Raw genomic sequence first — 25,444 nt, 5'->3', positions numbered from 1 at the left:
TTGGTCCAAATTTTCAGTTAGAAAATTGATAATTTTTCTTATTAATTGATTTTAATTATGTCTGAGATCGCATCTAATAATATATGACCATTATATCCTGTTACAGTGCCAGGTTTATAATATGCTTCAAATGTTAATCCTTTTAAATCTTGATTGGGTTTGATTCTGATTATATACTGCCTCCAGTCATTGTGATTTATGGGTGCTGATGAATATAAAAGTTCCTTTTCTTCACAACTTCCAAGACCTCCCCAGATTCTGAGCACTATAGGATTGGTGTAATTTGCTTCAATACCACTTGTTCTAGTACGACTAATATAATTTTTAGATTTTGCAATATTTAATGTAAACTCATATTCAGTGTTTTTTAATAATCGACTATTTAGTTTTTGTGACACTGATTCATACGTTCCATTATCCCTGGCAACCATACCAAGATAAGTTTTCCCATGGTAAGCTGGTAAATTATTTCCCCAATATCCATTAGGATGAATATCCGGCGGTGATTCCGATGGAAAGTTGATCTTGCCACAGTCAAACCATCCGGAAATACCTGTCATTGCTTCTCCGCCCCTTTTGGGGTTGTCTTCAAAGCTTGGATTTTTAAGTCTTACGGTATCAGATTGAGAAAAACCTGATATAGAAATAAAAATCACGATGCCAAGAATAAAAGCGTATGTTTGTTTTTGCATTTTTGTATCAAAGGTTGGTCTGCACTAGTGTTTTAAACGAACAAATTTATGCATTTTGTTGTCATTAGTAGGACATTAACCTAAAATTAACGACCAATCAGGGTCGATTTCCTATTGAAACAACCTTTTTAAATATAATCTTTAACAATTTTTTTCAAAAACATGATTCGAGTTGGCATTCTTACTTGTTCAGATTTTCCTGATTTGACTTTATCTGATCAAAAGCTCATTCCCTTGTTAAAGGAAAGTGGCATCTTTGCTGAAGCTGTTATTTGGGATAATCCCTTATTCCAATCTACCAGATACGATGTTTTGCTATTCAGAAATACGTGGGACTATTTTACAAAAAAAGAAACATTTTTCAACTGGTTAAAGGAGTTGGCAACTCGTAATATAACCACTATCAATACGTTGGATACAATTTTTTGGAACGCGCATAAGTTCTACCTGAAAGAGTTGCAAGAGTATGGCATACCTGTCATCCCTGGTATTTTTATTTCTAAAGATGACGACACAGATTTCCGTATGCTTATACCGGAAGATTGGGAAAAAGCAGTCATCAAGCCTGCTATTTCAGCAGGTGCTTATCTTACCGAGTGCTTTTTTTTGCAGAATGTAGATACTATCAGCACGGTATACAAAGATATCAGAAAAAGTAATGACTTGATCATACAGAAGTTTATCCCGGAAATCATTACTCACGGAGAGATTTCACTTGTTTTTTTTGACAAAAAATATAGTCATGCAGTAATTAAAACACCCAAAGATGGCGATTTCAGGATTCAATCACAATTTGGAGGTTCTTACATGCCTTATTTTCCTGATGATCTATTGCTCAATAGTTGTACCAATATCATACAATACATCAAACATGACCTTCTCTATGCCAGAATTGATGGAGTGATGATCGGCAATGTGTTTCATCTGATGGAACTCGAACTGATAGAACCCGACTTATATCTTGATTATGTGCAGGATGGTCACAGAAGATTTACAGATGTGATTGTTCAATATCTCCAATCCTCTTTTTCAAAAGAGGATATTAACCCTATTGTGTAATGGAAGATATAGTACTTTGAGCACTTCGATCTTCTACTAAGATCTTAGAGTATGTTTAAAATTTTTCTTAGTTGTAAATTAAGAGATTATGGTTCTGGCGATAAAATAATCAACGCATTTAGCTTGCCTGACTACTATGATAATAGGCGGGCAGGTGAACTAAATAAGGCGATTATTTTGAAGCCAGGTTCATAATATATTGATTTTAAGGCAATAAAAAATTAAACATACTCTTAATATCATTGGCAATTTGTTCAGCATCTCTGTTTCCGTCAACTCTGACTATTTTCTCTACATTTTTTACTCTTTCCATGGCTTCTTCATATTTCTGATATACCTTCACCTGGTGATCGAGGGTTTCATACATTTCCATAGCTTCCTACCTTTTCGCAGGCGTTCCATACTGACTTCCGGGCTGATATCGATGTAGATGTTCAGGTCAGGTCTTAATAGATCAGCACTCATAGAATTGGCTTGTATCACCCAATCCATATCTACATACACACTGTGGTAAGCATAGGAGGAGAGATAGTACCTGTCGGTGATGACAGTGTAGCCTTCGGCTAGTTTTTTGAGTATGCCGTCAGTATTGTTGAGTAGATGGTGGAGTCGGTCGGCGGCAAACAGCGTAGCGATGACCCGCTGGTCACCTTCCATACGATGATTGAATATGTCCCGGATCATGGTACCTATACGACTATCTGTGGGCTCAAAGGTGGTATATACTTTATGCCCTTGTTGGGTCAGATATTTAGCTAGTAACTTTACCTGCGTGCTTTTGCCACTGCCATCGATGCCTTCAAAGGCTATAAAAAGATTTTTTTGCATCTGGTTATTTTTTTTTATTGATTTTTAGTTGTCTTAACTCGTCCCGCGTCACGAGCGGTATAGAATAGATAACTTATCTCCATCAATGGTGTTATCAAACTCTAGCGATAAGTTTATTTATATACCAAAACGCTAAATTTCGATAGTTAGTTTTGCAGATAAGGAAACAGAAAAGAATTGGAAAGGTGAAAAGTCAAAATTTCTACCTATCGAAATCCAACGAGTGGCTTGTATAAAGCTTTGGATGATCAATAATACTGAAAACATAAATGATCTTAGATTACCACAGGCATGCAGCTAAAAAAACTCAAAGGTGAATATCTAAAATGGGGTGTATCCCATTTTTTACACTAAAATAGTTTATACTGCCCACAACCCTCAATCCCTAAGGGGACGTCCCACCCTTAAACTGCTAACTATTAGGATAACACACTAAATTAGAAACTTAAAAATTAAATAATACAGTGCAATTTTGGGATACACCCCTAAAATGAGATTTGTAGTGAGAGTTTCAAATATAACCAAAATGACTAAGAGGGTGGTAAAATCAAAAAACAGATTTTCATGACAAATTGAAACAGCAAATTAAAAAGTTGACTCTTTTTATACTCAACAGAAAATGATTTGGAAAATTTAAAAATCACAATTATTTGAAAATTAATAACTTGTGATTTAAATTTTTCGCGCAATATTTTCTGTTCACTATATATTGACCTGATTAATTGTTTGAATGAAACCCAATGGTATTGCCTTCTGTGTCCATCACAATCGAACAAAAACCGTGTTCGCCAATTGGAAACTTGTCTTGCAATACTTTGCCACCTGCTTTTTCTACTCTTGCAGTTTCGACAGCACAGTCTTCGCAAGTGAAATAAACCAAAGTTCCTCCAGTTCCGGGTTTCATTTCGCTTGTCTTACATAATGCTCCGCTTATATTGTTTTCTCCTTGTGCCCAAGGAAAACTCACCATTTCCAAGTCACCAAATTCGCCTGGGGCCTGCATTGGTATCATTGAAATTTGCAAAACGGTCTCGTAGAATTTTTGAGCTCTGTCCATATCTTCTACATAAATTTCTACCCAAGTGAATGGGTTTTTAGTTGGTGTTGTCATATCAATCGTTCATTAAAATTTAAAAAAAATTATCAACTACATTTTAGGTGGGCTGATGGACTAAATGAGGTGATCATTTTGAATCCAGGTTCATAATATATTGTTTTTAAGGTAATAAATAATTATTTTAACATACTGTAAGGTGCAATTTTGTGATACACCCAAAAAATCAATCCTTTTTACCTATGTTATTGAGTTTTTCAGTCACTTTGCCCAAAACGTCTTTTTGAGTAGAAATTTCCTTTCCTTTATTGTCCTGATCCACAAGATTTTTTTCTATATTTTTTTCTGATTCAGCTATTTTTAATTTTGCTTTCTCTATATCTTTATGCAGGTCTTCATTTTTTTCTCTAAGTTTTTTCAGATCCTTTTCTAGGTTTGAAAGATTTTTTTCTTCCACCTTGACTTCTTCCGCTACCACTTTTTTTCTTACAGAGACAAAATAATCTTTCATAAATTGACGCAAAGCAGTAGTTTGAGATGCATGTTCCGCCGCATTGACAAAAGCACCGCCGAGGTCGATCCATACAAATGTAGTTGCCATACCTTTTCCTTCTTCAAACTTTGCATACAAGTCCAATGGGGAAGTACCATTGATCACAGGAATCTTGGTAGCCATCAGAAAGTGTTCACGTGCCTTACCGTTCTCCTTCATTTTTCCATATTCTTTTACAAACTCATAGAAGGTCTTTTCGGCAAGCTTTTTATCAGCACCCTGAATCTCAACATAAAATGCATTTTGTGGTCCAAGGCTCATAGATACTTTCTTTTCTACAATATCCTGAGCTGAAAGTACAGTACTCATCATGACGATGAAAATAAAAATAAGGTTCTTCATTGGTATCATTTTTGGTTTTAAAAAAAATAATTGTTTTACTTTGATAAAGACATATTACAAGTTGAATTGCCACATGATTTTTACTTAAAATTATCTTAAATATTTTCTCATGCTTTTTTGGAATTCAGATAATTGATCAGACCATCATATCCTGATAAGTCCTCACCGGATTTTTCTGCTTTTTCTCTGGCTACTTTTGCTACTTTGATTGCCTTTTCTGTTTCGTTTATTGATAAGAGTATTGAACAAAATGTACCAAGAGATTCCATATCTTTTTTTGCTTCCCAGACGACCTCCGCATATTGTGAAGCATCTGTCATCATTTTTTTATTGTCCTTAAAATTTTTATTAATATCTTTTACAATAAACATCAAAGTTTCAGGATCTTTTCCGGCAGACTTGGCCAGTGATTTATAACTTTGAGTATAGGGTGATTCCATTCTGAAAGTCTTATAATAATACATGCCTGACTTAGCAATAAACTTGTCTGCATCATCAGGAAATGTTTTTTTTGCTTTACTATTTGCTTCAGTAAGCATAGATTCCATTTCAAAATTGACTGCTTTTGTTACTGTAGCCTGACAGGCGCTTTTACATTTGTCTTCATATGTTTTTTTGCCCGCCACGGCTATGATTTTAGATTTATTACTGATCACCTGATCAAAAAGTTTGCTGTCTGCTTCTGTGGCAGCCTCGAGTATAAACAACAACTTTTGATTTTCCGTGATGTCAGGATTGGACAAGAGATAGTCATTGGATATCTTCAGGCTTGGTTTACTTGCTGCGTTGAGAGCCTTCACATAAGAATACATCAAATCATAGCTCCTGTCACCAGCAAGATATTTTTCTTCAAACTTGCCACTCTTGTCATTCTTTTTATTGGCATCTTCCCCTTGGGCGATAAGTCCTTCAGCTTGCTGGCCTCCGACCACTTTTTTGACTACCTTTCCTTCGCCATCCAGAAAGAGCAAGGTAGGATATGCCGAGACAGGATAAACGTGACCGAAAGTAACGCCATCTGATTCCTCCATATCGAGTTTGAGGTTGATAAAATTGGCATTAAAAAAGTCTCCAACTTTTTGCTGCGTAAAAACATTTTTGGCCATGACTTTACACGGACCGCACCATTTTGCATAAGCATCTACAAACACAAGTTTTTCTTCAGCTTTGGCTTTGGCGAGGGCTTCCTTCCATGTGCCTTGGAAAAACTCAATCCCTTGAGCAATGATCGAGCCGCTGATAAAAAGTATAAAAAGGGTGTTGATGATATACCTCATTTTTTAATCAATTATGTATTTAAAAAACATCATGAATTAATAACAATCCACAAATATAGTGTAAAATTCCAAAATCAGAGACTTTAACCTATTGGTAACATGCTAAATGGTTTGATAAGGCCGTTTGTTTATAGAATTTCCCAGGATTTTCCTGTCCTGAATACCGTACCCTTAAATATCGCCACCGTTTCATTGTGCTGATTGGTCAGTAAAACTTCATAGTGCCCAAACTTTGATGTGATATGTTTTTCTGTAGCTACTGCTGTGATAGTATCATCAGGCAATACCTTTTTTATATGAGAAATGGATGTCTCCACAGACAAGGACTGTATGCCTCTCGAATTGCTCGCAAATGCAAAAGCGCTGTCAGCCACTGCAAAGGTGACGCCACCATGACATAAATTAAATCCATTGAGCATTTCCGGTTTCACTTTCACCTGAACGGTGCATTTTCCCGGCATCACTTCCAGTATATCAATACCCAACCATTGTGAAAACCGGTCATTTGAATACATTAAATGATGCACAATTTTTACAGCCTGTTCTTGGTCAGAAAGCATAAAAGTGCATTTAAGAATTGTCGTTCAGCTGATATAAATCCTTGAGATTTCTACCCATGCCGTCATAGTCCAGTCCATATCCTACTACAAATTTATTGGGGATAATAAATCCCGGATAATGAGTGATGATAGGATGTTGGTGAGCCTCGGGTTTTACGAGAATAGAAGACAAACATATCGACGCAGGTTGATTTTTCTCCAATTCTGGTAAAAAGGCAGACATCGTATTGCCTGTATCTATGATATCTTCTATGATGATGATGTGCCTGTTTTTAATATCAATATTTGGTGGCATATAGATATCTATTTGGCCTGTGCTTTCGGTTCCCTGATATGATTTGATACGAACAAAATTGAGCTCACAGGGGAAGTCCAGCTTTCTGATCAGATCAGCTGCATAGATGAAAGCACCATTCATTACTACCAAAAACATGGGGTATTTTTCGTGATAATCTTCTCTGATGGAGTCGGCTATTTCCTGTACTTTTTTTTCAATCTCCTTTGCATCTATATATTTGATAAATGAAAGATCACCTACCTGGATGATATCTTGTTGTTTTTTTAAACTCACTTGATTCCGTATTTGTCTATGAGATAAATGAGGCTTGCCATCGCCGCAGCGCCCAACTCCAGTTCCCTTCTATTTACATGTTGTATGAGGTCATTATCAGTATGATGATAGTCAAAATATCTTTGAGAGTCAGGTCTTAAACCTATGAGCAGTCCTTTTTGAGATTTTAAAGGGCTGATGTCTGCCCCTGAACCACCCATTTCGAATATCAAACCATAACTTTCCAATACAGGCAGCCACTTACTGACATTTTTATAATACGTTTTAAATACCGAAGTATCTGCTTCAAAACTAAATCCTCTGGGAGAAAACCCTCCGGCATCAGACTCCATAGCAGCCAAATGAAATTCGCCTTTTTTGTTTGATACCTCTGCATAAGTTCTGCCTCCGGCGAGACCATTTTCTTCATTGGAAAAAAGTACTGCGCGAATTGTTCTTTTGGGTGTATAACCTATAGCTGAAAAAATCCTGAGTACTTCCATAGCCTGTACGCAACCTGATCCGTCATCATGCGCACCCTGGCCTACATCCCAACTATCAAGATGGCCTCCGACGAGTAGTATTTCTTCCGGATATTTACTGCCTTTCATTTCACCTATGACTGTTGGGGCCGATCTCATACCTATCGTTTTACAATCTGTCTTTATATACATGCTTACCGGACCTATTGCAAGTTTTTTGCTCAGCATATTGGCATCATTGGTACTGATGGCTAAGCCCGGTATCCGCTGTGTACTGTCTTGATATACTGTGACTCCTGTGTGGGGGAAATCATCATTTGAAGTGGTCAGTGACCTCACTATGGCCGCCACTGCACCATATTCAGCAGCTTTGGAAGGCCCAAAAACGCGCTGATCAGCAGCTCCGCCATAACTGTTGAAAGTACGGATCTGCGTTGGATCCATAGGCCTGTTGTAAAAAACTATCTTCCCTTTGATTTTTTCCTTGCCCAATGATTCTACTTCATCAAGGCTCTTTACTTCCACAACTTCTGCAGTGATACCGCCGGCAGGTGTAGCTACTGAATTTCCAAGTGAGAGTGCTTTTAATGGGGTTTTTCTGCCTTTTGTATCCAATAGCATAACTTTTTCCTTAGATCCTCTGTACCAATAGCTGGCCTCACAATCCTGAAGCGTGCTTTGTACTCCTTTGACAGAGGCCAACATGTCTTTTGTTAGTGATGCCGCCCCTATATATGCCGGCGATCCGGCTATTCTCCCTCCGTGTTTTGTACATAATTCTTTGAGCCAGGGATATGCTTTTCCGGCAGTAAGTGCCTCGTCATGAATCTTTTTTATAAATAAGACATCTTCATCCTGACCCTGCATCAAGAATGGGTTGCTGAGCAATGCCAGGAAAAAAAGTCTTGCGGTGAAGTGGATTATTGTCACAAATTGAATTGAAGAATGAAGGACAAAGTTAGATAATTTATCCGGGGTCGTATAAGAAATATTCATTTTTTATTTTGGATAAAACAACATTAAAACCTAATTTTGCGTTTTCTTACCAACAGTTTCCCTCTTTACATCATATATTAATATTTTTTATATACATTTGCATTTTATTTTAAAATAAAAGGCGTTTGTACTAACTTTAATTGACTGATTATCATGATGTTAAATAAAATTTTTATTATAAAATATTTTGCATTACTATTACTTTTTATTTCCTTAAATGCAAGTGGGCAAGACACCCTTTGTTTGGAAATAAAGCAAAAATCCGGGACAACAGGTAGCACTGTGTGTATGGATGTTACCACAAAAAACTTTAAGGATGTAGAATCTTTTCAGTTTAGTCTTTCATATGACGCAACATTGGTTGTACCTTCATGCCCCGCGACATTTGTCCATCCTTCTTTAAAGAGCAGTTTTTTTGGAGATTTATTTAATTGTAACAATAAAGATAAGGGTTATTTAAATGTAGTTTGGGCTGGTGATCCCATAACCATCCCTCACGATAGTGTGCTTTTTACGATCTGTTTTGATGTAATCGGAGATGCTGGTAATAAATCTCCCATAGTCTTTAATGGAAATTTTATTTCAGGAGGTGTTGAAGTTTGTTACAAGGATATATCTCCGTGTTCAAAGTCAATAATAAAATTTAATCAGGGTCAAATCGATTTGGTTTCAACTGATTTTAAACTCTTCAGGTCTTACTGTGATGCTGACGGAGCGAAAAAAGGTTCAATCACTTTCTATGGAGTAGGTGGCACACCTCCTTATTCTTATACAGTCAATGGCACCGAGTATACTGGTGGAGGTCTCTCAGATGGACAAAGGGTCACTATACCAAATCTGGATGCAAATAAAAATTTTGAAATAATTTTGACAGATGTCAGTGGAAGAAAACAAATGGATAGGTTTTCATTTGATAATTTAGAAGGTCTAAAATATAACCTTACAAAAATAGATCCATTATGTTCTTATAGTGACAATGGCAGTATAAAAATTAACCCTGTGTATGGATTTTACAAAAACTATACCTACCAATGGTCTAACTTATTGAGTGGTCGAGGTTTAGATTCTTTAGATAGGCTGCGTACAGGAAAGTATTATGTAACTATTACCAACAAAGATACAGGATGCCAGATTGTAGATAGTACAGAACTTTCACGCTCTCCTATTAATATGACTTTGAGTTTACATAGTCCTGCTCCGTGTAATCAATCAGGGGTTTTTGGCTTCATCAATGTGAATGTTTCAGGTGGCATGCCAAAATCAGGAAATATATACAATTTGGAAATAGAACCCCTCCCATCAGGTTTCAGCCGAAAATTCGATATATCCCCTACTTCTCCTCCTCCCGATCAAATAGCAGGTAGACATAAAATTACAGTGAAAGATTCACTTATATGTTATAAAGTGGATTCTATTACTATACCATATGATACGTTGTACAACAATTCATTAAATTTAACTGAAGTCCATCAGGATATAACTTGCAAAGGGGCAAATAATGGAAGTGCAACTCTAAAAATGATATCAATTCCTCGTTCTACAGATTTTGAATTTTTACCTTTAAATCCATTTTCAAATATACTGGGACCCCATAATCGTGGAGATTCTATAACATTAAATAATCTTAAAGCAGGTATGTATGCTTTTCAGACAACTCATCGTGGAAATTCTTGTAAGAAAACTGTCGAGTTTACCATCAACGAGCCTTCAGACTCGCTAAAACTTAATCCAGTCATCATCCAGCCGGGATGTAATATAGCAGGTTCTATTACTTTGAATACCAGAGGGGGCAATGGTGGCTACAACTATACTTGGAATCCACCTCAAAGTCCCAATACCACTTCGCTATCTGGTCTGACCGGAGGTACCTTCCGCATCACTGTGACGGATTCAAAAAACTGCACAGACACAGCCGCTATCACGCTAAACGCTCAGGGTTCATTGGCTACTAATCTGAGCATTACTAAGACAATATCATGCGCAGGAAAAAGCGATGGTAAACTCAAAGTTTCAGCCTCGGGTGGAAGCAGCCCCTATACCTATGTATGGAAAAATAGTAGTGGTCTCACCGTCTCTCTGACTGACTCCCTTGTCAGTATAGGTGCTGGAATCTATTATGTACAGGTGACGGATAAGGATGGATGCAAGTCATTGACGGATAGCATCAATTTGACAAATCCTCCCATATTTACCACCATCAAATCCCCATCCATTGCTGCAAAATGCCACAATAGCAGAGATGGAATAGCCGAGATAAAAATTGTCGGAGGTAGTAATGCCGCCTACAGTTTTGAGTGGCAAAAATTAAATAATTCAACCATTATCGACAGAGATAGTATTTTGGTTGATAGTGCGGGCATTTATATTGTGCGATCTATCAATTCAGCTGGATGTGAAGTTTCAGATACTATGGTCATATCTGCACCGTTTGCAATCAGTTATAATCAGGTAGTGGTACAACCCAAATGTGATATCCCTGGTTCCATTACACTAAATCCATCAGGCGGTACTCCTGGTTACTCATACAAATGGAATCAGACTCCAGCAGATACATTAAATAGCATTAAAAACTTAGATAGCGGCAATTATCAGGTCACTATCACAGATGCCAATAAGTGTTCCTCTGTATTCAGTCAGACGCTCGATCCTTCGGGGAGACCACAAATCACTGCAAAATCGACTAATATCACATGTTATGGAGCCAAAGACGGAACATTGACTGTTGACATCCAGAGTCAAAACGGACCTTTTGATATCCAGTGGACAGACAGTCTGGGCAATAGTGCAGGCATAACCCAAGATGTGATCAACAAAGGACCAGGAAAGTATAATGTGGTAGTATCAGACAAAAACAAATGCGCCTCAGTCACACAGACCGTCTTCATAACACAGCCAGACTCTATTGCCTATACAAAAATTGTAATTAATGCCAGATGTTTTCAGGAAAATGGCAATGCCACGATAAGAGTAAAAGGTGGAAATGCAGGATATACTTTTGATTGGAAAAACGCTTCAAATCAAACAATAGGTAAAGACAGTATTATCAGTCTTCAAGCCGGTACTTATACTGTGGTCATATCAAATACAGGAAATTGCCCAAAGAAAGATACTGTGGTAATCACCCAGCCAACAAAGATCACATTTCCTAGGCCGGATACTATTAATGTAACATGTGGTGGAAAATCAGATGGAAGAGCTAAAATAGACCCAATTCCAAATCTGAATTTTACTTGGTCCAATGGCTTTACCGGCTCATTTGCATTAAACCTTGCCAAAGGTAGGCATTGGGTGATCGGTTTTGATAATAATAACTGCACATCTGACACGACATTTTTAATATTACAGAGCCAGAGAAGATAACTTTAGATCAGGCCAATATTATACTTGCCAATCCTAAGTGTTTTGGTCAAAATAACGGGTCACTTTCGGTGGCATCCAAAGGAGGATCAGGCTCCGGGTACCTTTATGCATGGTCAAACGGAAGAAGTGGTGATTTTCTCTCCAATCTGGTAGCAGGTAAGTATATCGTTACCATCACTGATGGTGGGGGATGTTCGACCATAGACTCTTTGACATTGACTCAACCTGATAGTTTGAGAGCTATCAAAGATCCCGGCAATTTTAAGAATCCTGATTGTATCAACCTTACAGGTGGTTCAGTAGCTTTTGTCATCAATGGCGGAAATTCAGGTCAGAAACAAATCAAATGGCAGACAGGAGTATCTTCCTCATCGTCTATTGCGTCAGGACTGCGGGCAGGAAGATATTGTGCCACCATCACAGATAGTCAGGGATGTACTACCGAATTTTGTGATTCGCTGACACAGGCTTTGAAAGAAGTCATGCTTACACCCATGCTTTCCAAAACCATCACTTGCGCAGGAAGCAAAGACGGTAGAGCATCTGTCGCTGTCAGTGGTAATAATGTTGCTTATAATGTGGTGTGGAAGGATGTCAATGGAGTCGAAATCAGCAAGGATTCGACAGTGGCAAATATTGGAGCAGGTAAGTACTATGTTTTTGTAAAGGAACTTAACGCTGACGGTTGTCAGAATACCGATTCCATAATAATTACCGAACCTCCAAAGATTACTTTTCCCAACCCTGAAACCCGCAAAGTCACGTGTTTTGGGTTGGCTACTGGTCAGGCAGCAATTGTAGGTGGCCCTCCGGGTTTGACTTATTCCTGGTCCACGGGTATAAACGGACTTTTTGCTTCAAATTTTTCAGCTGGAAAGAGTTGGGTGATTGCAAAAGATAATAAAAATTGTGTTTCTGATACCACTTTTTTTGATACCGGCACGTTTGAAAAGTTGGCCGTTGATAGCATCAGGACTCAATTGATCAATGCTTCTTGTTTTGGTAACAGAAATGGATCCGTCCGAATAAATGCGACCGGAGGAACTGGAATAAGCTATACCTATAGATGGCAAGACGGAACAACAGGCCCTGAACTGACCAATCTTGCAGCCGGAACCTACAAAGTAACTATCAGTGACAGCAATAATTGCCTGCAAAGTGACAGTGTCACCGTTGCACAACCTACCGAATTGGTGGCTTCGCTGGATCTAAGTAAGTTTGTTGGCTTGGATTGTAAAGGCACAGATGCAGGCAGAATAGGAATTAAAACCACAGGTGGAAACCCGGGAATAAAAACTATCAACTGGCAGTCAGGACTAACAATAGATAATGGGGTTGCTATAGGATTAAAAGAAGGAAATTACTGCGCTACAGTGACAGACAACTTTGGATGCAAAGACACATTCTGCTATGCACTTGTCGCTCCGGCACAAGTGAGAGGAGAAGTCAACAATCCTAATCCGCCTCAATGCAATGGAGGCAGTACCTGTATTTCTGTAAAGTCTGTATCCGGCGGTACCGGCAATCGATATACATTTCAAATTAACAACGGCAGACGCTTTCCCATAGACTCCTGTGTGAGAGTCAGTGCAGGTCAGTATTTTATAAGTTTCATTGACTCTGCCGGTTGCTCAGTTGATACAATAATCACTATCAACCAGCCAGCGCCTATATCTGTAAACCTTGGCCCAGATATTGAGATGAATTTAGGTCAGGATCCGGTTTTGCTCAAAGTAGATGTCAATTCAGAATTTAAAATAGATACAGTCATCTGGACACCAAAAAGCAGTTTAAATTGTTTATCACCGGATTGTATTACTTTGGAAGTAAATCCAATCATCACAACCACTTATCTTGCCTCGGTCATTGATGAAAAAGGCTGTAAGGGGTCAGATGAAATCACTGTAAAAGTGAATAATATAAGAAATGTATATTTCCCCAATATTTTTACGCCCAACAGAGATGGGTTTAACGACTATTTTCAGGCTGTTGTTGGGCCGGGTGTAGAAAAATTTCTCTCATTTTCTATTTATGACCGATGGGGCAATATGGTATTTGATAAGAGTAATTTTATACCGGACCCTGCAGGCACTGATGGTTGGGATGGCACCTACAATAATGTGCGCCTTGATCCCGGAGTTTTTGTGTATTTTGTCAGAGCTCGATTCATAGACGGAAAAGAAATTCAATACACCGGTTCGGTCACACTGGCTGATAAGGTGAGGAATTGACTTCAGATGTTGAATGTCAGCTGATACCTTTTAGTTAGATATAAGTTTTTAGATAAGCCGATACTTACTACCTGTTTTATGGAAAGGCGAATTTAGGTCCGGACTGTAAGTTCATTTAAGAAGAATTTGGGACTGGTCGGCCTTCAGGTAGCGGGATGGAAATTTGGCTTTTTGATCGGTAGTAAGGCCATTTTAGAAGATTTTGGGTAGATTGTCTCTTTAGGAAATGAGCCTGACTGCCTTAGTAGTAAGGCAGGGGTTGTGAGAAAGATGTATGACAAACGAAGAGCAACCCAACGAAGAGCAAATGAACTCCGGGTGTTAAAATCACTCAAATATGCTCAAATCGAACCGAGCTGGATGATCTTATTTTCAATCTGTGTAGTGGAGTACCCATCTACAAAATTCAAAGACAATACTTGACCTCCATGCTCTAAAACCAAGTCACTCCCTACAATCTGATCCGGTTTCCAGTCACCACCCTTGACTAAAACATCGGGAAGGATCGTATGGATAGTATTTAATGGTGTATCTTCTTCAAAAATGATGACTGCATCGACGCTTGCCAATGCAGCAAGTACATGTGATCTGTTGAGGATATCATTGATAGGTCTTGTTGGTCCTTTAAGCCTTCTCACTGAGTCGTCGCTATTGAGCCCTACTACAAGAATATCTCCCAGCTGAGCAGCATTTTCAAGATAGAGCACATGGCCTACATGCACTAAATCAAAACATCCGTTTGTGAAGACAATTTTTTTGCCGGAAGCCTTCCAGATAGCAATCTGATCTTTGATATGCTGGTGAGACTGATAGATTTTCTCTTTAATGAGTGTCATTATTCATCTTTGTTTACCGCAGGTAGTAAGATAAGTGCCAATAATCCAAATACTATAGGCAGAAATATATTGATAGAAAAAAACACGATATTGGCAAAAGAAAAAGCATCAGCACCGCTTATACCATACATCGATAATGCTTCTCCCATGAGGTAATGAAAACTGCCCATTCCACCTGGGGTAGGGATCAGAATGCCCAGACTTCCAAATACAAATGCCACTAAACCTTCAACGGGACCAAGATGAGCTGTAGGTGAGAATGTGAAAAATGCAAAATATACCATCAGGTAGTATATAAACCAAATTGCCCCTGTGTAGAACAAGAAAAGGGGCACTGACGAAACGTTGGCAACACTTTTCACTCCGTCAGCAAAACCAGTAAAAAGTGAAACTAATTTTTTCCCTGGTCTGGTAGACATGATCCTGGTTCTGAACTTCCAAATGACAACTGTGGATAGTACCAGAAATGCAATTATTATATAAATTAATACTGAATTATTAAAAATTCCGGCCAACTTACTGCCTATACTTATGTTTTGATTGAGGTAGGCCAGGAAGTCATTTCCTCCGAAAAACATCGCCAGAACGATTACTATCAACAGCATCATCACATCAAAAATCCTGTCTGTAAAAATCGTTCCTAACACTTTCTCTATTGGTATATCTTCATAACCGGATAATAATCCTGCGCGTATGACTTCTCCTGATCTCGGAATACCTAAATTGGCGAGATAGTTGATTATGATCGTGCCAAAAAGATTGATCATACGTGGGCGATACCCGATAGCTACAAACATCATTTTCCATCTCAGTGCTCTGAGTATGTTGGTAATCATAAAAAGTATCATTGTGATGGATACCCAATAATAATTGGCATTGCTGATGTCATCTTTAATTTTTGACATAAGACTGCAGTTTTCAGCACTTATACCTTTGATGGCACAATCCGCCCTGAAAGCGGCATCCTGGCGCTGATACAATAGATACAAGATGACAATACCAATTGCAAAAAAAATAAATACTTTAAGTCCTTTAGTGATATGACTTCGCAAATCCGGAAATTTTAGTTGATTTTATTATCTTCATCAGGGAAGATAGCGACAGGCTTGTAAGCTTTTGCTTCTTCAGGAGTCATGAGTGCATAACTAATAATGATGACTACATCACCGACCTCTGCTTTTCGAGCCGCCGCGCCATTGAGACATATCATACCGGAGCCTCTTTCACCTTTGATGACATAGGTTTCTATACGTTCACCATTGTTGTTGTTGACTATCTGTACTTTTTCGCCTTCGTAAAGGTTTGCAGCATCCATGAGATCTTCATCTATCGTGATGGAACCAACATAATTGAGATTGGCTTGTGTGACCCTGACTCTATGAATTTTTGACTTGTGTATGTGTAAAAACATGATTCTTATTTTGATTTTTTTTAAGAAGATGCAAATATCTGATATTTATTAGATAGTACGATGGATTTAACAGTGCCAAACATTAATCAGATTAAAAAAAGTTCCTGATGATGTTCAACTATATAGTTACCAACTTTCATTTACAAGGGAAAGACTTCATATAGATGTCTTAACTATACGACATTGATTTTTAGGTATTAAGCTTTAAATCCTGCCTTAACACTGATATCGAGCATTCTGTCTATACAAATTCTTCCTTTTTCTATCACCCAGTCTTCAAGAATGATTTCCGGCAACTCGTACTTCATACTTAAGTACAGTTTTTCCATGGTATTTCGCTTCATATGAGGACAATCATTACATGCACAATTGTTGTTGGGTGGTGCCGGGATAAAAGTTTTATCCGGTGAGGCCAGTTCCATCTGGTGTAAGATACCGGCTTCAGTGGCAACTATGAAAGATGTAGCCGGAGAGGATTGGGTGTACTTGAGCAATTGAGTAGTAGAGCCGATAAAATGTGCTTTGTCTAGAATATGTGCTTCGCACTCAGGGTGAGCTATAAACTTTGCATCAGGGTATCTGGCCATAAGCTTTACAATTTTTTCATGTGAAAAAATTTCATGAACCATACATGCGCCGTTCCAGAGAATCATATCTCTGCCTGTTTTTTTCTCGAGATATGCTCCCAGGTTTTTATCAGGTGCGAAGATGATACCTTTATCTTTTGGTATACTGTTGATGATGGCTTCAGCATTGGAAGATGTACAGCAAATGTCGGTCAGCGCTTTCAATTCTGCTGTGCAGTTGATATAGCTCACTACTACATGGTCGGGATATTTTTCTTTAAATTTTTTGAAAAAAGCAGGTGGGCAACTGTCAGCCAAGGAACATCCGGCTTTCAGGTCCGGTAAAACTACTTTTTTTGAGGGATTAAGCATTTTGGCAGTTTCAGCCATAAAATGCACTCCTGCAAATACTATCATATCGGCATCAGTGCTTTCAGCTTTTTGAGACAATCCCAGACTATCACCTATATAATCGGCCACATCCTGGATTTCAGATTCCTGATAATAATGCGCCAGGATAATGGCATTTTTTTCTTTTTTTAACTTATTGATGGCTTCCACAAGGTCTAAAGTTGGGTCCACATCAATATCAAGAAAACCTTTTTTGACCAGATTATTTTTTGCTAATTCAAGTACTTCTGCCATATGATATTTTTTTAATTTATTTCAATAAAAAAGCGTGCACTTTATTCTTTATCAGATGATTCATCATCAATTTTATCATTCCACTCCAAAGTTGCCGAGATGGGGTAGTGATCTGAATAATTATCTTTGATGATGGTGAAATCGTGTACTTTCAGATTTTTATCTGCAAAGATATAATCAATTCTTAACAATGGTATTTTGCCGGCAAAGGTTGTCCCTATACCCACACCTTTTTCTCTGAAAGCATCATTTCCCAATAATGAAAAAACCTTATAAGTATATGACTGAGGCGGATCATTCAGGTCACCAGCCATGATTACTTTATATTGACTTTTTTTTACGTGTTCTGCTATCTTTTCTGCTTGTCTGCTGCGTTGTATGTGGTTATTTCTGAATTTTCGCAATATGCCTTTGATGTCATACCAGGCTTGTTTTTGATTTATTTCTTTTTGATTGGCCAATTTTTCAGTATCTCTAGTTATTTGGTTGGACTGAAGATGGATGCTATACACCCTGTATGTTTCATCATCCAACGTGATATCTGCCCAAAGGCATGAATTGGTCTTTGTTCCGAAGTCAATTTCACCTTTATCTCTGAAAGGATATTTAGAAAGTATGACAGCTCCTTTTTGTTTGAAATAGATATGATGCTTTGGAAAGTTTTTTTTAAGAATTTCATATGCATAATCACCGACTTCCTGAAAACATATTATATCGGTGTTCTTGAATTGATCCAAAAAATCAATTAATCCTTCTTTTTTTAGTTCCCGTGTTTTTTTGTTTTTATCATAGCCAAAAGACGCATTACTGATATTGAAGGACATTATAGTGATGGTCTCACCTTCAGATTCGGGTTGTTGGCTACTGAATGAAATAAAACTATTCAACTGGCTCCATCCAATCAGGATGGCTATCAATGATGGCCAAATGTAACGCGGTTTTTTAAACACCCAATAAAAAATAAATATAATATTGATCAATAAGATAACAGGATAAAAAAGTCCAAAAAATGATAAAGCCCATGTAAGTTCCGGGTCTATATGAGGAGCTACATAGGCGATAAGCAGAGCTACAACTGCTGCCAAATTGAAAAGCAAAATTGTCCTGTCAAAAAATTTCACTTATTTATCTTTACTAGCCTGATATAATATCTCTTTGTCTTCATCCGTCAGGCTTTCATAACCTTTTGATTTTATTTTATCCAATATTTCATCCACTTTTTGAGAAAGGGTAGTTTGGAGAGTCGGCAGTTTTTCATTTTGACTCTTCAGGCTGGGCGACTTATGAGCTACCTTAAGTTTTGATTTGGATGTTGAGAATATTGTGGTTTTCTTTGGTAATATTTTTGATTTTTTGCTGAAAATGGTTGAAATATCTGTACCTGATCTCAAAAGGTATACAAAAAGAACGCCAAAGAGCATACCTCCGAGATGAGCAAAATGACCGCCTGTATTGTCTGCAGACCGTGTGCCGATCAGGTCAATGAAAAATATGACCAATCCAATGTATTTGATTCTGACAGGCCCTAATAATATGAGATGAACAACATAATCCGGCGCTGTAATGATAGCCATAAATACGATAGCCATCACTGCAGCTGAAGCACCCAATGCCATAATGCCTATACCCGGCAGAAGGCTATATGATATAATGTAAAACAATGCTCCCGTCAAACCTCCCATGATATACACAGGTAGAATACGCCTGTCTCCTAATAGGTCACCGGCGATATTTCCAAACCAAAATAAGGTGATCATATTCCATACAAGATGCCAAATACCTGAATGTACAAACATGTGTGTGAGTACAGTCCATGGCCGATATATGAGTAATCTGAGATCACCCGGAATAGCTAAATAAGGTAATATATGAGACTGATAAAAGAAAGGAAAAAATGCTTCTGCTAATGCCGTAATCACAAAAACAGCGATATTGATGATGACCAGTTTTATCACCATATTGCCAAAATCAAATGAATTTCTAATATCCTGTGCTATTGATTGGAGCATATCACCTGAATTACATTAATTAACGTAAATTATTGAGTTTCCAGTATATAATCATTAAAAATCCGCATATCGCTCCTCCTACATGTGCAAAATGTGCGATCCCGTCATTGGAGCCCGAGAGACCACTATATAAGCCTATTCCAATAAACAGTATAGCCATATATTTGGCTTTCAACGGTATAGGTGGAAATAAAAGCATCAATTGGGTATTGGGAAACATAGTTGCAAATGCTGTAGTAATCCCAAAAACGGCACCTGAAGCTCCTAAAATAGGTGAAGGTGACAATAACATCTGCAGTGCCGAAGCCGCCAGACCTGAAGTCAGGTACAAAATAAGAAATCTTTTGGGGCCGAGACTTGCCTCCACCATGGATCCAAACATATACAGACCCAGCATATTGAAAAAAAGGTGTGGAATATCGGCATGTGAAAACATATGCGTTACAATCTGTACAGGTTCAAATCCAATAGTAAACGGTCTGTAAAGAACAAAATACTCTTGGATGCCAGGTACAGGTATTAAAAAATTGACGGCGAAAAATACAATGACATTGATGATCAAAAGATTTTTTACCACATCCGTCATACTCATCATAATTACATAATTTATCTTATTGATTAAAACGTTTGATGATCTCATCTATCTCCTGGATGAAAAAACATTTTTTTCCGGAAGGGCTTTTTTCAGGCACTTTACACGCAAAAAGCATGTCTATGACGGCACTCATTTCTTGTTTTTCCAATCTTCTTCCTTTTTTGATACCTGAAGAAATGGCCATTGAGCGTGCAAGATTGTCTTCTATCCCCAATTCAAACTCAAGATTGTTAACATAATTGGAGATGAGTTGTTCGATGACAGAGTCAATACTTATCGAATTGTCCAATCCCGATGGTGTCCCATGAATGATGAAGGTATTGTGACCAAAATCTTCCAGATCAAACCCCAAAGCGGCTATTCTGTCTGCAATATTCTTTAGTACGGATGCTTTGGCTGCGTCCAGTTCTATTGTTCTGGGAAAGAGTTCTTTTTGTGTACTGTACTCGCCGTTTTGCAGATTTTCAAGGTATTGTTCATACAGGATCCTTTCATGAGCTGCCTGCTGGTCAATGATCATCATACCGGATTTGACAGGATAAATGATATATGTATTGTGCAGCTGAAATGGATCTTTATTGATGGCATCAAGTTCATTGATTGAAATATCGGATTTGAAAGCTTCGCTTTCCAGGATACTTACTTCATTTTGAGACAATGGATCTTCGGGCACAGTAAACTGCTTCATGCTACTATAAATATCTTCCCAACCTCTGACATTTTCCTGGCCGGGTCTGAATCTTGCTTCCTGCTCCGGATGATAGTTTGTACTTTTCCGGTCGGAAGTAGCTTCTCCCGAATATTTGTGGGTAAAATTATGATCCACATTGAAATCAAGCATAGGAGAAAGACTATATTGGCCTAAACTATGCTTGACTGAAACTCTGAGATAGTTGTAAATCAATCTTTCATCTTCAAATTTGATTTCAGTTTTGGTGGGATGCACATTGATATCTATGTGTGATGGGTCCACCTCTAAAAAAATAAAATATGCAGGAAACATGTCTTTGGTAATCAATTCTTCATATGCTGTCCTTATAGCATGGTTGAGATAACTGCTTTTGATAAATCTCTTATTGACAAAAAGATATTGATCACCCTGAGTTTTTTTTGCAGCATCGGGTTTGCCTACGAGTCCTGAAAAGACAGCTACTTCAGTTTCTTCAGTTACAGGCACAAGTTTATCATTGATATTTTTTCCAAAAATACCTACAATCCTTTGTTTAAGATTTGATTTTGGAAGGTGATATAGTTCGTTTCCATTATGATGTAGTGTAAAATGTATCTCAGGGTTGGCTAAAGCGACTCTGTGAAACTCTTCGATAATGTGCTTCATTTCCACCGGATCGGATTTCAAAAATTTTCTGCGCGCGGGTATATTGTAAAAAATGTTCTTTACGGTGATAGATGTACCTGCTGCTCCCTGGCATTTTTCATGTTTTGAAATGTGAGACCCTTCAATGACGATTCTGACAGCCACATCACTTTCTGCTTGTCTGGTGGTCATTTCGGTGTGACTTATGGCGGCAATGGAAGCGAGTGCTTCTCCACGAAACCCCATAGTCTTGATGCTGAAGAGGTCATGAGCTGATCTTATCTTGGAGGTGGCATGCCGTTCAAATGACATACGCGCATCGGTCTCTGACATACCTTTGCCATCATCTATGACTTGAATACTTGTTTTTCCGGCGTCTTTGAGGATCAGTCTGATGTATGAACTCCCGGCATCGAGAGCATTTTCCATCAATTCTTTCACAACGGATGCCGGTCGTTGTATCACCTCGCCTGCAGCTATCTGATTTGCGATACTATCCGGAAGTAGCTGTATGATATCAGGCATCAAATAGGATTTTTACTTCGAAAACGACTCTAAAAGTGTGACAATTTTGTTGGATGACATGATGACATAAATTGCAAGTAACAATACACCGATGATAAGCAATAGTCTGATATTGGATTGCCTCTCTGCTTTGGCTCTGGTATTTTGGTCGCCATATGATTTCATCCTAAGCCCCGATTTTACCCGATTTTTCATGTTTTCTACTGAAAGTTCGCTATCTTCGGCTGGACTATACTTTTTTATCCTTTCCTGCAATTCTTCTTTTGCCTCGTCATAATATCGGGGCTTGTAGTCAAAACTTTTTGGTTTTGCTTTTCCTCCAAATCCTATTTTGATCATATCTGACTTCTATTTTTTAGATATTTAGGTTTTAAACAAAAAAAATATACTAATTGATCAATACCCTTGTGCTGAATCCGGTTTATTACGCATCAATATTGGCGTACTTTGCATTTTCTTCTATAAATTGTCTCCTCGGTGGCACCTCGTCGCCCATGAGCATACTGAAGATCCTGTCAGCCTCCATAGCATCATAGATGGTTATCTGGCGAAGTATTCTATTGACCGGGTCCATTGTGGTTTCCCACAACTGTTCGGCGTTCATTTCTCCAAGACCTTTATATCTCTGAGTTTTGATACTGGTATCTTCTTTACCGTTTGCATAGGTTTCTATTGCATTTTTACGTTCTTCATCATTCCAGCAATATACAAAATTTTTACCTTTTCTGACTTGATATAGAGGAGGTGCAGCGATAAAGATATGGCCGTGCTCAATGAGTGGTTTCATGTATCTGAAAAAGAATGTCATAATCAATGTAGAAATATGACTTCCATCCACGTCCGCGTCGCACATGATGACTATTTTATGGTATCTGAGTTTTTCGATGTTGAGTATTTTCTCTCCATCTTTTTCTTCTATGCTTACTCCGAGTGCAGTAAACATATTTTTTATCTCTTCATTTTCGTAGATTTTGTACTCCATGGCTTTCTCTACATTGAGTATTTTGCCTCGCAGTGGAAGGATGGCCTGAAAATTTCTATCCCGACCTTGTTTTGCAGTACCTCCTGCGGAGTCTCCTTCGACAAGAAATATTTCTGATTCTGCAGGGTCTTTGGAACTGCAGTCTGAGAGTTTTCCTGGCAGTCCGCTGCCTGTAAGTACATTTTTTCTCTGTACCATCTCTCTTGCTTTACGGGCAGCATGACGAGCGGTAGCAGCCAATATTACTTTTTCGATGATTCTTTTGGCCATGACAGGGTTTTCTTCCAGATAGGCTTTGAGTACGTCTCCTACGCATCTGGATACGATTCCTGTCACTTCTGAGTTGCCCAGTTCACCCTTCGTCTGTCCTTTGAACTGAGGTTCTGGCACCTTTACAGAGATAATTGCTGTCAGACCTTCTTTGAAATCTTCACCTGCAATTTCAAATTTCACCTTGCTGAAAAGATTGTTTTCGTTTCCATAATCTTTAAAAAGTCTTGTGATGGCACGTCTGAATCCGGCCACGTGGGTTCCACCGTCGCGGGTATTGATATTGTTTACATAGGAGAAGATATTTTCCTGATAGCCCGTGTTATATTGCATGGCCACTTCAACTTCGACATTTTCTTCCTTTCCTGTGACATAGATGGGTTCGTCTATCAGTGGTGGTCTTGTTTCGTCAAGGTATTTTACAAATTCTCTAAGACCGCCCTCTGAATAGAAATCTGCTCTTTTGTAAGAACCGTCTTCTGCAACCTCTCTCTCATCTGTCAGGGAAAGAAACAAACCTTTATTCAGATAGGACAACTCCCTGATCCTTCCAGAAAGTGTCGTGTAACTATACTCCAGTGTTTCAAATATGGATCCATCAGGTTTGAACGTCACTTGTGTACCTTTCTTGTCAGAATCACCAAGGGTTTTTACCGGGCCCATAGGAATACCTTTGCTATACTCCTGCTCAAAATACTGCCCGTCACGGTGTACTTCCACCCTAAGATAGTCTGAAAGTGCATTCACACATGAGACACCTACACCATGCAATCCACCAGAGACCTTATATGTATCTTTATCAAATTTTCCACCTGCATGCAGGACTGTCATGACCACTTCAAGTGCAGATTTTTGCAGCTTTTCGTGCATTCCTGTCGGTATTCCCCTACCATTATCTTTTACAGTGATGGTATTATCTTTATGGATAATAGTATCAATATGTGTACAATGTCCAGCAAGGTGCTCATCAATAGAGTTGTCAATGACTTCCCATACCAGGTGATGAAGCCCTTTGGTATCTGTACTACCGATGTACATCCCGGGTCTCTTTCTTACTGCCTCAAGTCCTTCTAACGCCTGAATATTGTCTGCGCCATATTCATTCTTTTTCAGATTATCCTTGTTTTCACTCATTTGTTAATTTATATATATTTTATTGGGGTGCAAAGATAACTTTTTTATCCATCTTTACAAAGTAAAAACACTTTAAATATCTTGATTCACAGCAATATAAACATATGTTTTTATATATTGACTGACGTGTGTTTAACAATTGCACGTTTTCAGTATTATTCTTAATAGACGGTAAAAATGTGGGTGGATTGGGTGGCTCGTCTCAAGCATAGCTTGACAGGCTCTTTAGGGAATAAGACTGCCTGCCTACGTAGTCCGGGCAGGAGTAGCGGGAAAGAAAATATGAATTTGTGCAATTTGTTATACACACATTGGCTGAATGAAAAAATAGAAATGTCTAACTTTTATTATCTTTGTGGCGATGGAATCATATACTATTAAAATTCAGCAGTTTGAAGGTCCTTTTGATCTGTTGCTCTTCTTTATAGAAAGAGACGAACTGGACATAAATGATATCCCGATCGCCAAAATCACAAAAGATTTTCTGGACTATATCAAACATCTGAAATCTCTGGATATAGACATAGCCAGTGAATTTATTCTGGTTGCGGCAACACTCATGCGCATCAAAGCAAAAATGCTCATACCCAGAAAGGAGATGGATGATGACGGCAATGAAATAGATCCAAGACAAGAGTTGACACAAAAACTCCTGGAATACCGTAAGTATAAGGCGATACTCGATGAGATGGGAGCACTCGAAGATAACAGGCATTTCAGACATACAAGAGGTAATGTGACCGATGAACTGAAACAAATCGCAGAAAAGGCTTTGGTCGATGTAGAGCTCGAATCACTAAGTCTATTTAAATTGCTCCAAACATTTCAACATCTTATCCAGAGGTACAATGATGATATCAACACACCCAAACATCAGATCGTAAGGTTTGAATATACTGTGGAGAAGCAGCAATCATACATCATGGACAGATTGCCCAAAGGCCGCAAAGTCAACTTTACCGAAATATTTTTACAGCTCGAAAACCGCATACATGCCGTTGTGACTTTTATTGCTTTGCTCGAACTGTTGAACCTGCAACAGGTGTCACTGATACAGGGAGATGGCTTGAATAATTTCTGGCTTATGGCAAATTGAGTGAATATGGTTCAAAAAAAATAATTGGATACAAACGATTGTGAAAACGTTTGTATCCAATAAAATTCTTGCACAA

21 protein-coding genes and 1 pseudogene are annotated in these 25,444 nt (G+C 38.3%); 4 read left to right on the top strand and 18 right to left on the bottom strand.

All coding sequences use genetic code 11. The annotated features are described in order from the left end of the window. Window positions 1-41: 41 nt before the first annotated feature. Entirely contained in the window at window positions 42-692 is a 651-nt protein-coding gene (locus tag IPK35_05665; GenBank protein ID MBK8052762.1) for a hypothetical protein, read from the bottom strand. Between the two features lie 162 nt (window positions 693-854). Between IPK35_05665 and IPK35_05660 the strand changes: the two genes are divergently transcribed. Beyond that, on the top strand, window positions 855-1,751 hold the full coding sequence (locus tag IPK35_05660; GenBank protein MBK8052761.1) for a hypothetical protein: 897 nt from the start codon (window positions 855-857) through the stop codon (window positions 1,749-1,751). A gap of 205 nt (window positions 1,752-1,956) precedes the next feature. Here IPK35_05660 and tmk read toward each other — a convergent pair. The 7 genes and pseudogenes from tmk to IPK35_05625 all read right to left on the bottom strand — a co-directional run bounded on the left by tmk (window position 1,957) and on the right by IPK35_05625 (window position 8,264). Next, window positions 1,957-2,579 (bottom strand): annotated as a pseudogene (gene tmk / locus IPK35_05655) (dTMP kinase). A gap of 718 nt (window positions 2,580-3,297) precedes the next feature. Continuing rightward, window positions 3,298-3,690 carry a VOC family protein gene (locus tag IPK35_05650; GenBank protein ID MBK8052760.1) on the bottom strand — a complete coding sequence of 131 codons (393 nt, stop codon included), beginning with the start codon at window positions 3,688-3,690 and terminating at the stop codon, window positions 3,298-3,300. Window positions 3,691-3,859: 169 nt separating this feature from the next. Then, window positions 3,860-4,528, bottom strand: a complete 669-nt coding sequence (locus IPK35_05645) for a hypothetical protein (GenBank protein MBK8052759.1) — start codon at window positions 4,526-4,528, stop codon at window positions 3,860-3,862. A 107-nt stretch (window positions 4,529-4,635) separates the two neighbouring features. Next, window positions 4,636-5,805 (bottom strand): thioredoxin family protein, encoded by a 1,170-nt coding sequence (locus IPK35_05640; GenBank protein MBK8052758.1) that lies wholly within the window; start codon window positions 5,803-5,805, stop codon window positions 4,636-4,638. A gap of 128 nt (window positions 5,806-5,933) precedes the next feature. Continuing rightward, a complete protein-coding gene (locus IPK35_05635) occupies window positions 5,934-6,365 on the bottom strand; it encodes a hotdog fold thioesterase (GenBank protein ID MBK8052757.1) in 432 nt (143 codons plus the stop codon). 10 nt (window positions 6,366-6,375) lie between these two features. Then, window positions 6,376-6,912, bottom strand: coding sequence for a hypoxanthine phosphoribosyltransferase (gene hpt, locus IPK35_05630; GenBank protein MBK8052756.1), 537 nt, complete (start codon window positions 6,910-6,912; stop codon window positions 6,376-6,378). 20 nt (window positions 6,913-6,932) lie between these two features. After that, complete coding sequence (locus tag IPK35_05625) at window positions 6,933-8,264, bottom strand: M20/M25/M40 family metallo-hydrolase (protein ID MBK8052755.1); 1,332 nt, start codon at window positions 8,262-8,264, stop codon at window positions 6,933-6,935. A 282-nt stretch (window positions 8,265-8,546) separates the two neighbouring features. On the opposite strand from IPK35_05625, the gene IPK35_05620 reads away from it, so the two are divergent. Both IPK35_05620 and IPK35_05615 read left to right on the top strand, forming a co-directional pair. Continuing rightward, window positions 8,547-11,753 (top strand): hypothetical protein, encoded by a 3,207-nt coding sequence (locus IPK35_05620; GenBank protein ID MBK8052754.1) that lies wholly within the window; start codon window positions 8,547-8,549, stop codon window positions 11,751-11,753. A 68-nt stretch (window positions 11,754-11,821) separates the two neighbouring features. Further along, entirely contained in the window at window positions 11,822-13,984 is a 2,163-nt protein-coding gene (locus tag IPK35_05615; GenBank protein MBK8052753.1) for a gliding motility-associated C-terminal domain-containing protein, read from the top strand. Between the two features lie 341 nt (window positions 13,985-14,325). Here the strand turns inward: IPK35_05615 and rfaE2 are convergent, their stop codons facing one another. From rfaE2 to gyrB, 10 genes are all read right to left on the bottom strand, one after another. Beyond that, on the bottom strand, window positions 14,326-14,820 hold the full coding sequence (gene rfaE2 / locus IPK35_05610; protein ID MBK8052752.1) for a D-glycero-beta-D-manno-heptose 1-phosphate adenylyltransferase: 495 nt from the start codon (window positions 14,818-14,820) through the stop codon (window positions 14,326-14,328). Further along, window positions 14,820-15,872 (bottom strand): flippase-like domain-containing protein, encoded by a 1,053-nt coding sequence (locus IPK35_05605; protein ID MBK8052751.1) that lies wholly within the window; start codon window positions 15,870-15,872, stop codon window positions 14,820-14,822. Before IPK35_05605 ends, rfaE2 begins: the two co-directional genes overlap by 1 nt. Before the next feature lie 11 nt (window positions 15,873-15,883). Beyond that, the gene (locus IPK35_05600; protein MBK8052750.1) at window positions 15,884-16,231 is read right to left on the bottom strand and encodes an aspartate 1-decarboxylase; all 348 of its coding nucleotides are present in this window, start codon (window positions 16,229-16,231) and stop codon (window positions 15,884-15,886) included. A 197-nt stretch (window positions 16,232-16,428) separates the two neighbouring features. Beyond that, on the bottom strand, window positions 16,429-17,442 hold the full coding sequence (gene nadA, locus IPK35_05595; GenBank protein ID MBK8052749.1) for a quinolinate synthase NadA: 1,014 nt from the start codon (window positions 17,440-17,442) through the stop codon (window positions 16,429-16,431). Between the two features lie 41 nt (window positions 17,443-17,483). Further along, entirely contained in the window at window positions 17,484-18,527 is a 1,044-nt protein-coding gene (locus IPK35_05590) for an endonuclease/exonuclease/phosphatase family protein (GenBank protein MBK8052748.1), read from the bottom strand. 36 nt (window positions 18,528-18,563) lie between these two features. Further along, window positions 18,564-19,451, bottom strand: a complete 888-nt coding sequence (locus tag IPK35_05585) for a rhomboid family intramembrane serine protease (protein ID MBK8052747.1) — start codon at window positions 19,449-19,451, stop codon at window positions 18,564-18,566. A gap of 19 nt (window positions 19,452-19,470) precedes the next feature. Next, on the bottom strand, window positions 19,471-20,046 hold the full coding sequence (locus tag IPK35_05580) for a rhomboid family intramembrane serine protease (protein MBK8052746.1): 576 nt from the start codon (window positions 20,044-20,046) through the stop codon (window positions 19,471-19,473). A 16-nt stretch (window positions 20,047-20,062) separates the two neighbouring features. Continuing rightward, window positions 20,063-21,886 carry a DNA mismatch repair endonuclease MutL gene (mutL, locus tag IPK35_05575; GenBank protein MBK8052745.1) on the bottom strand — a complete coding sequence of 608 codons (1,824 nt, stop codon included), beginning with the start codon at window positions 21,884-21,886 and terminating at the stop codon, window positions 20,063-20,065. A 12-nt stretch (window positions 21,887-21,898) separates the two neighbouring features. Beyond that, on the bottom strand, window positions 21,899-22,225 hold the full coding sequence (locus IPK35_05570) for a hypothetical protein (protein ID MBK8052744.1): 327 nt from the start codon (window positions 22,223-22,225) through the stop codon (window positions 21,899-21,901). 85 nt (window positions 22,226-22,310) lie between these two features. Continuing rightward, the gene (gyrB, locus tag IPK35_05565) at window positions 22,311-24,272 is read right to left on the bottom strand and encodes a DNA topoisomerase (ATP-hydrolyzing) subunit B (protein MBK8052743.1); all 1,962 of its coding nucleotides are present in this window, start codon (window positions 24,270-24,272) and stop codon (window positions 22,311-22,313) included. A 361-nt stretch (window positions 24,273-24,633) separates the two neighbouring features. Between gyrB and IPK35_05560 the strand changes: the two genes are divergently transcribed. Further along, on the top strand, window positions 24,634-25,368 hold the full coding sequence (locus IPK35_05560) for a segregation/condensation protein A (protein MBK8052742.1): 735 nt from the start codon (window positions 24,634-24,636) through the stop codon (window positions 25,366-25,368). Window positions 25,369-25,444: the final 76 nt, after the last annotated feature.

It is taken from the genome of Saprospiraceae bacterium (assembly GCA_016713025.1).
In the GTDB taxonomy this organism is placed as follows: Bacteria; Bacteroidota; Bacteroidia; order Chitinophagales; family Saprospiraceae; genus OLB9.
Note: the sequence above shows the minus strand (reverse complement) of the source record. Positions and strands in the feature narration are given on the sequence as shown.

Excerpts from the sequence above, each read along its gene's own strand:
- IPK35_05665 (MBK8052762.1), bottom strand. The coding sequence starts at position 692 with ATGCAAAAACAAACATACGCTTTTATTCTTGGCATCGTGATTTTTATT.
- IPK35_05660 (MBK8052761.1), top strand. The coding sequence starts at position 855 with ATGATTCGAGTTGGCATTCTTACTTGTTCAGATTTTCCTGATTTGACT.
- IPK35_05650 (MBK8052760.1), bottom strand. The coding sequence starts at position 3,690 with ATGACAACACCAACTAAAAACCCATTCACTTGGGTAGAAATTTATGTA.
- IPK35_05645 (MBK8052759.1), bottom strand. The coding sequence starts at position 4,528 with ATGAAGAACCTTATTTTTATTTTCATCGTCATGATGAGTACTGTACTT.
- IPK35_05640 (MBK8052758.1), bottom strand. The coding sequence starts at position 5,805 with ATGAGGTATATCATCAACACCCTTTTTATACTTTTTATCAGCGGCTCG.
- IPK35_05635 (MBK8052757.1), bottom strand. The coding sequence starts at position 6,365 with ATGCTTTCTGACCAAGAACAGGCTGTAAAAATTGTGCATCATTTAATG.
- IPK35_05625 (MBK8052755.1), bottom strand. The coding sequence starts at position 8,264 with ATGCAGGGTCAGGATGAAGATGTCTTATTTATAAAAAAGATTCATGAC.
- IPK35_05620 (MBK8052754.1), top strand. The coding sequence starts at position 8,547 with ATGATGTTAAATAAAATTTTTATTATAAAATATTTTGCATTACTATTA.
- rfaE2 (MBK8052752.1), bottom strand. The coding sequence starts at position 14,820 with ATGACACTCATTAAAGAGAAAATCTATCAGTCTCACCAGCATATCAAA.
- IPK35_05600 (MBK8052750.1), bottom strand. The coding sequence starts at position 16,231 with ATGTTTTTACACATACACAAGTCAAAAATTCATAGAGTCAGGGTCACA.
- nadA (MBK8052749.1), bottom strand. The coding sequence starts at position 17,442 with ATGGCAGAAGTACTTGAATTAGCAAAAAATAATCTGGTCAAAAAAGGT.
- IPK35_05585 (MBK8052747.1), bottom strand. The coding sequence starts at position 19,451 with ATGCTCCAATCAATAGCACAGGATATTAGAAATTCATTTGATTTTGGC.
- IPK35_05580 (MBK8052746.1), bottom strand. The coding sequence starts at position 20,046 with ATGATGAGTATGACGGATGTGGTAAAAAATCTTTTGATCATCAATGTC.
- mutL (MBK8052745.1), bottom strand. The coding sequence starts at position 21,886 with ATGCCTGATATCATACAGCTACTTCCGGATAGTATCGCAAATCAGATA.
- IPK35_05570 (MBK8052744.1), bottom strand. The coding sequence starts at position 22,225 with ATGATCAAAATAGGATTTGGAGGAAAAGCAAAACCAAAAAGTTTTGAC.
- gyrB (MBK8052743.1), bottom strand. The coding sequence starts at position 24,272 with ATGAGTGAAAACAAGGATAATCTGAAAAAGAATGAATATGGCGCAGAC.
- IPK35_05560 (MBK8052742.1), top strand. The coding sequence starts at position 24,634 with ATGGAATCATATACTATTAAAATTCAGCAGTTTGAAGGTCCTTTTGAT.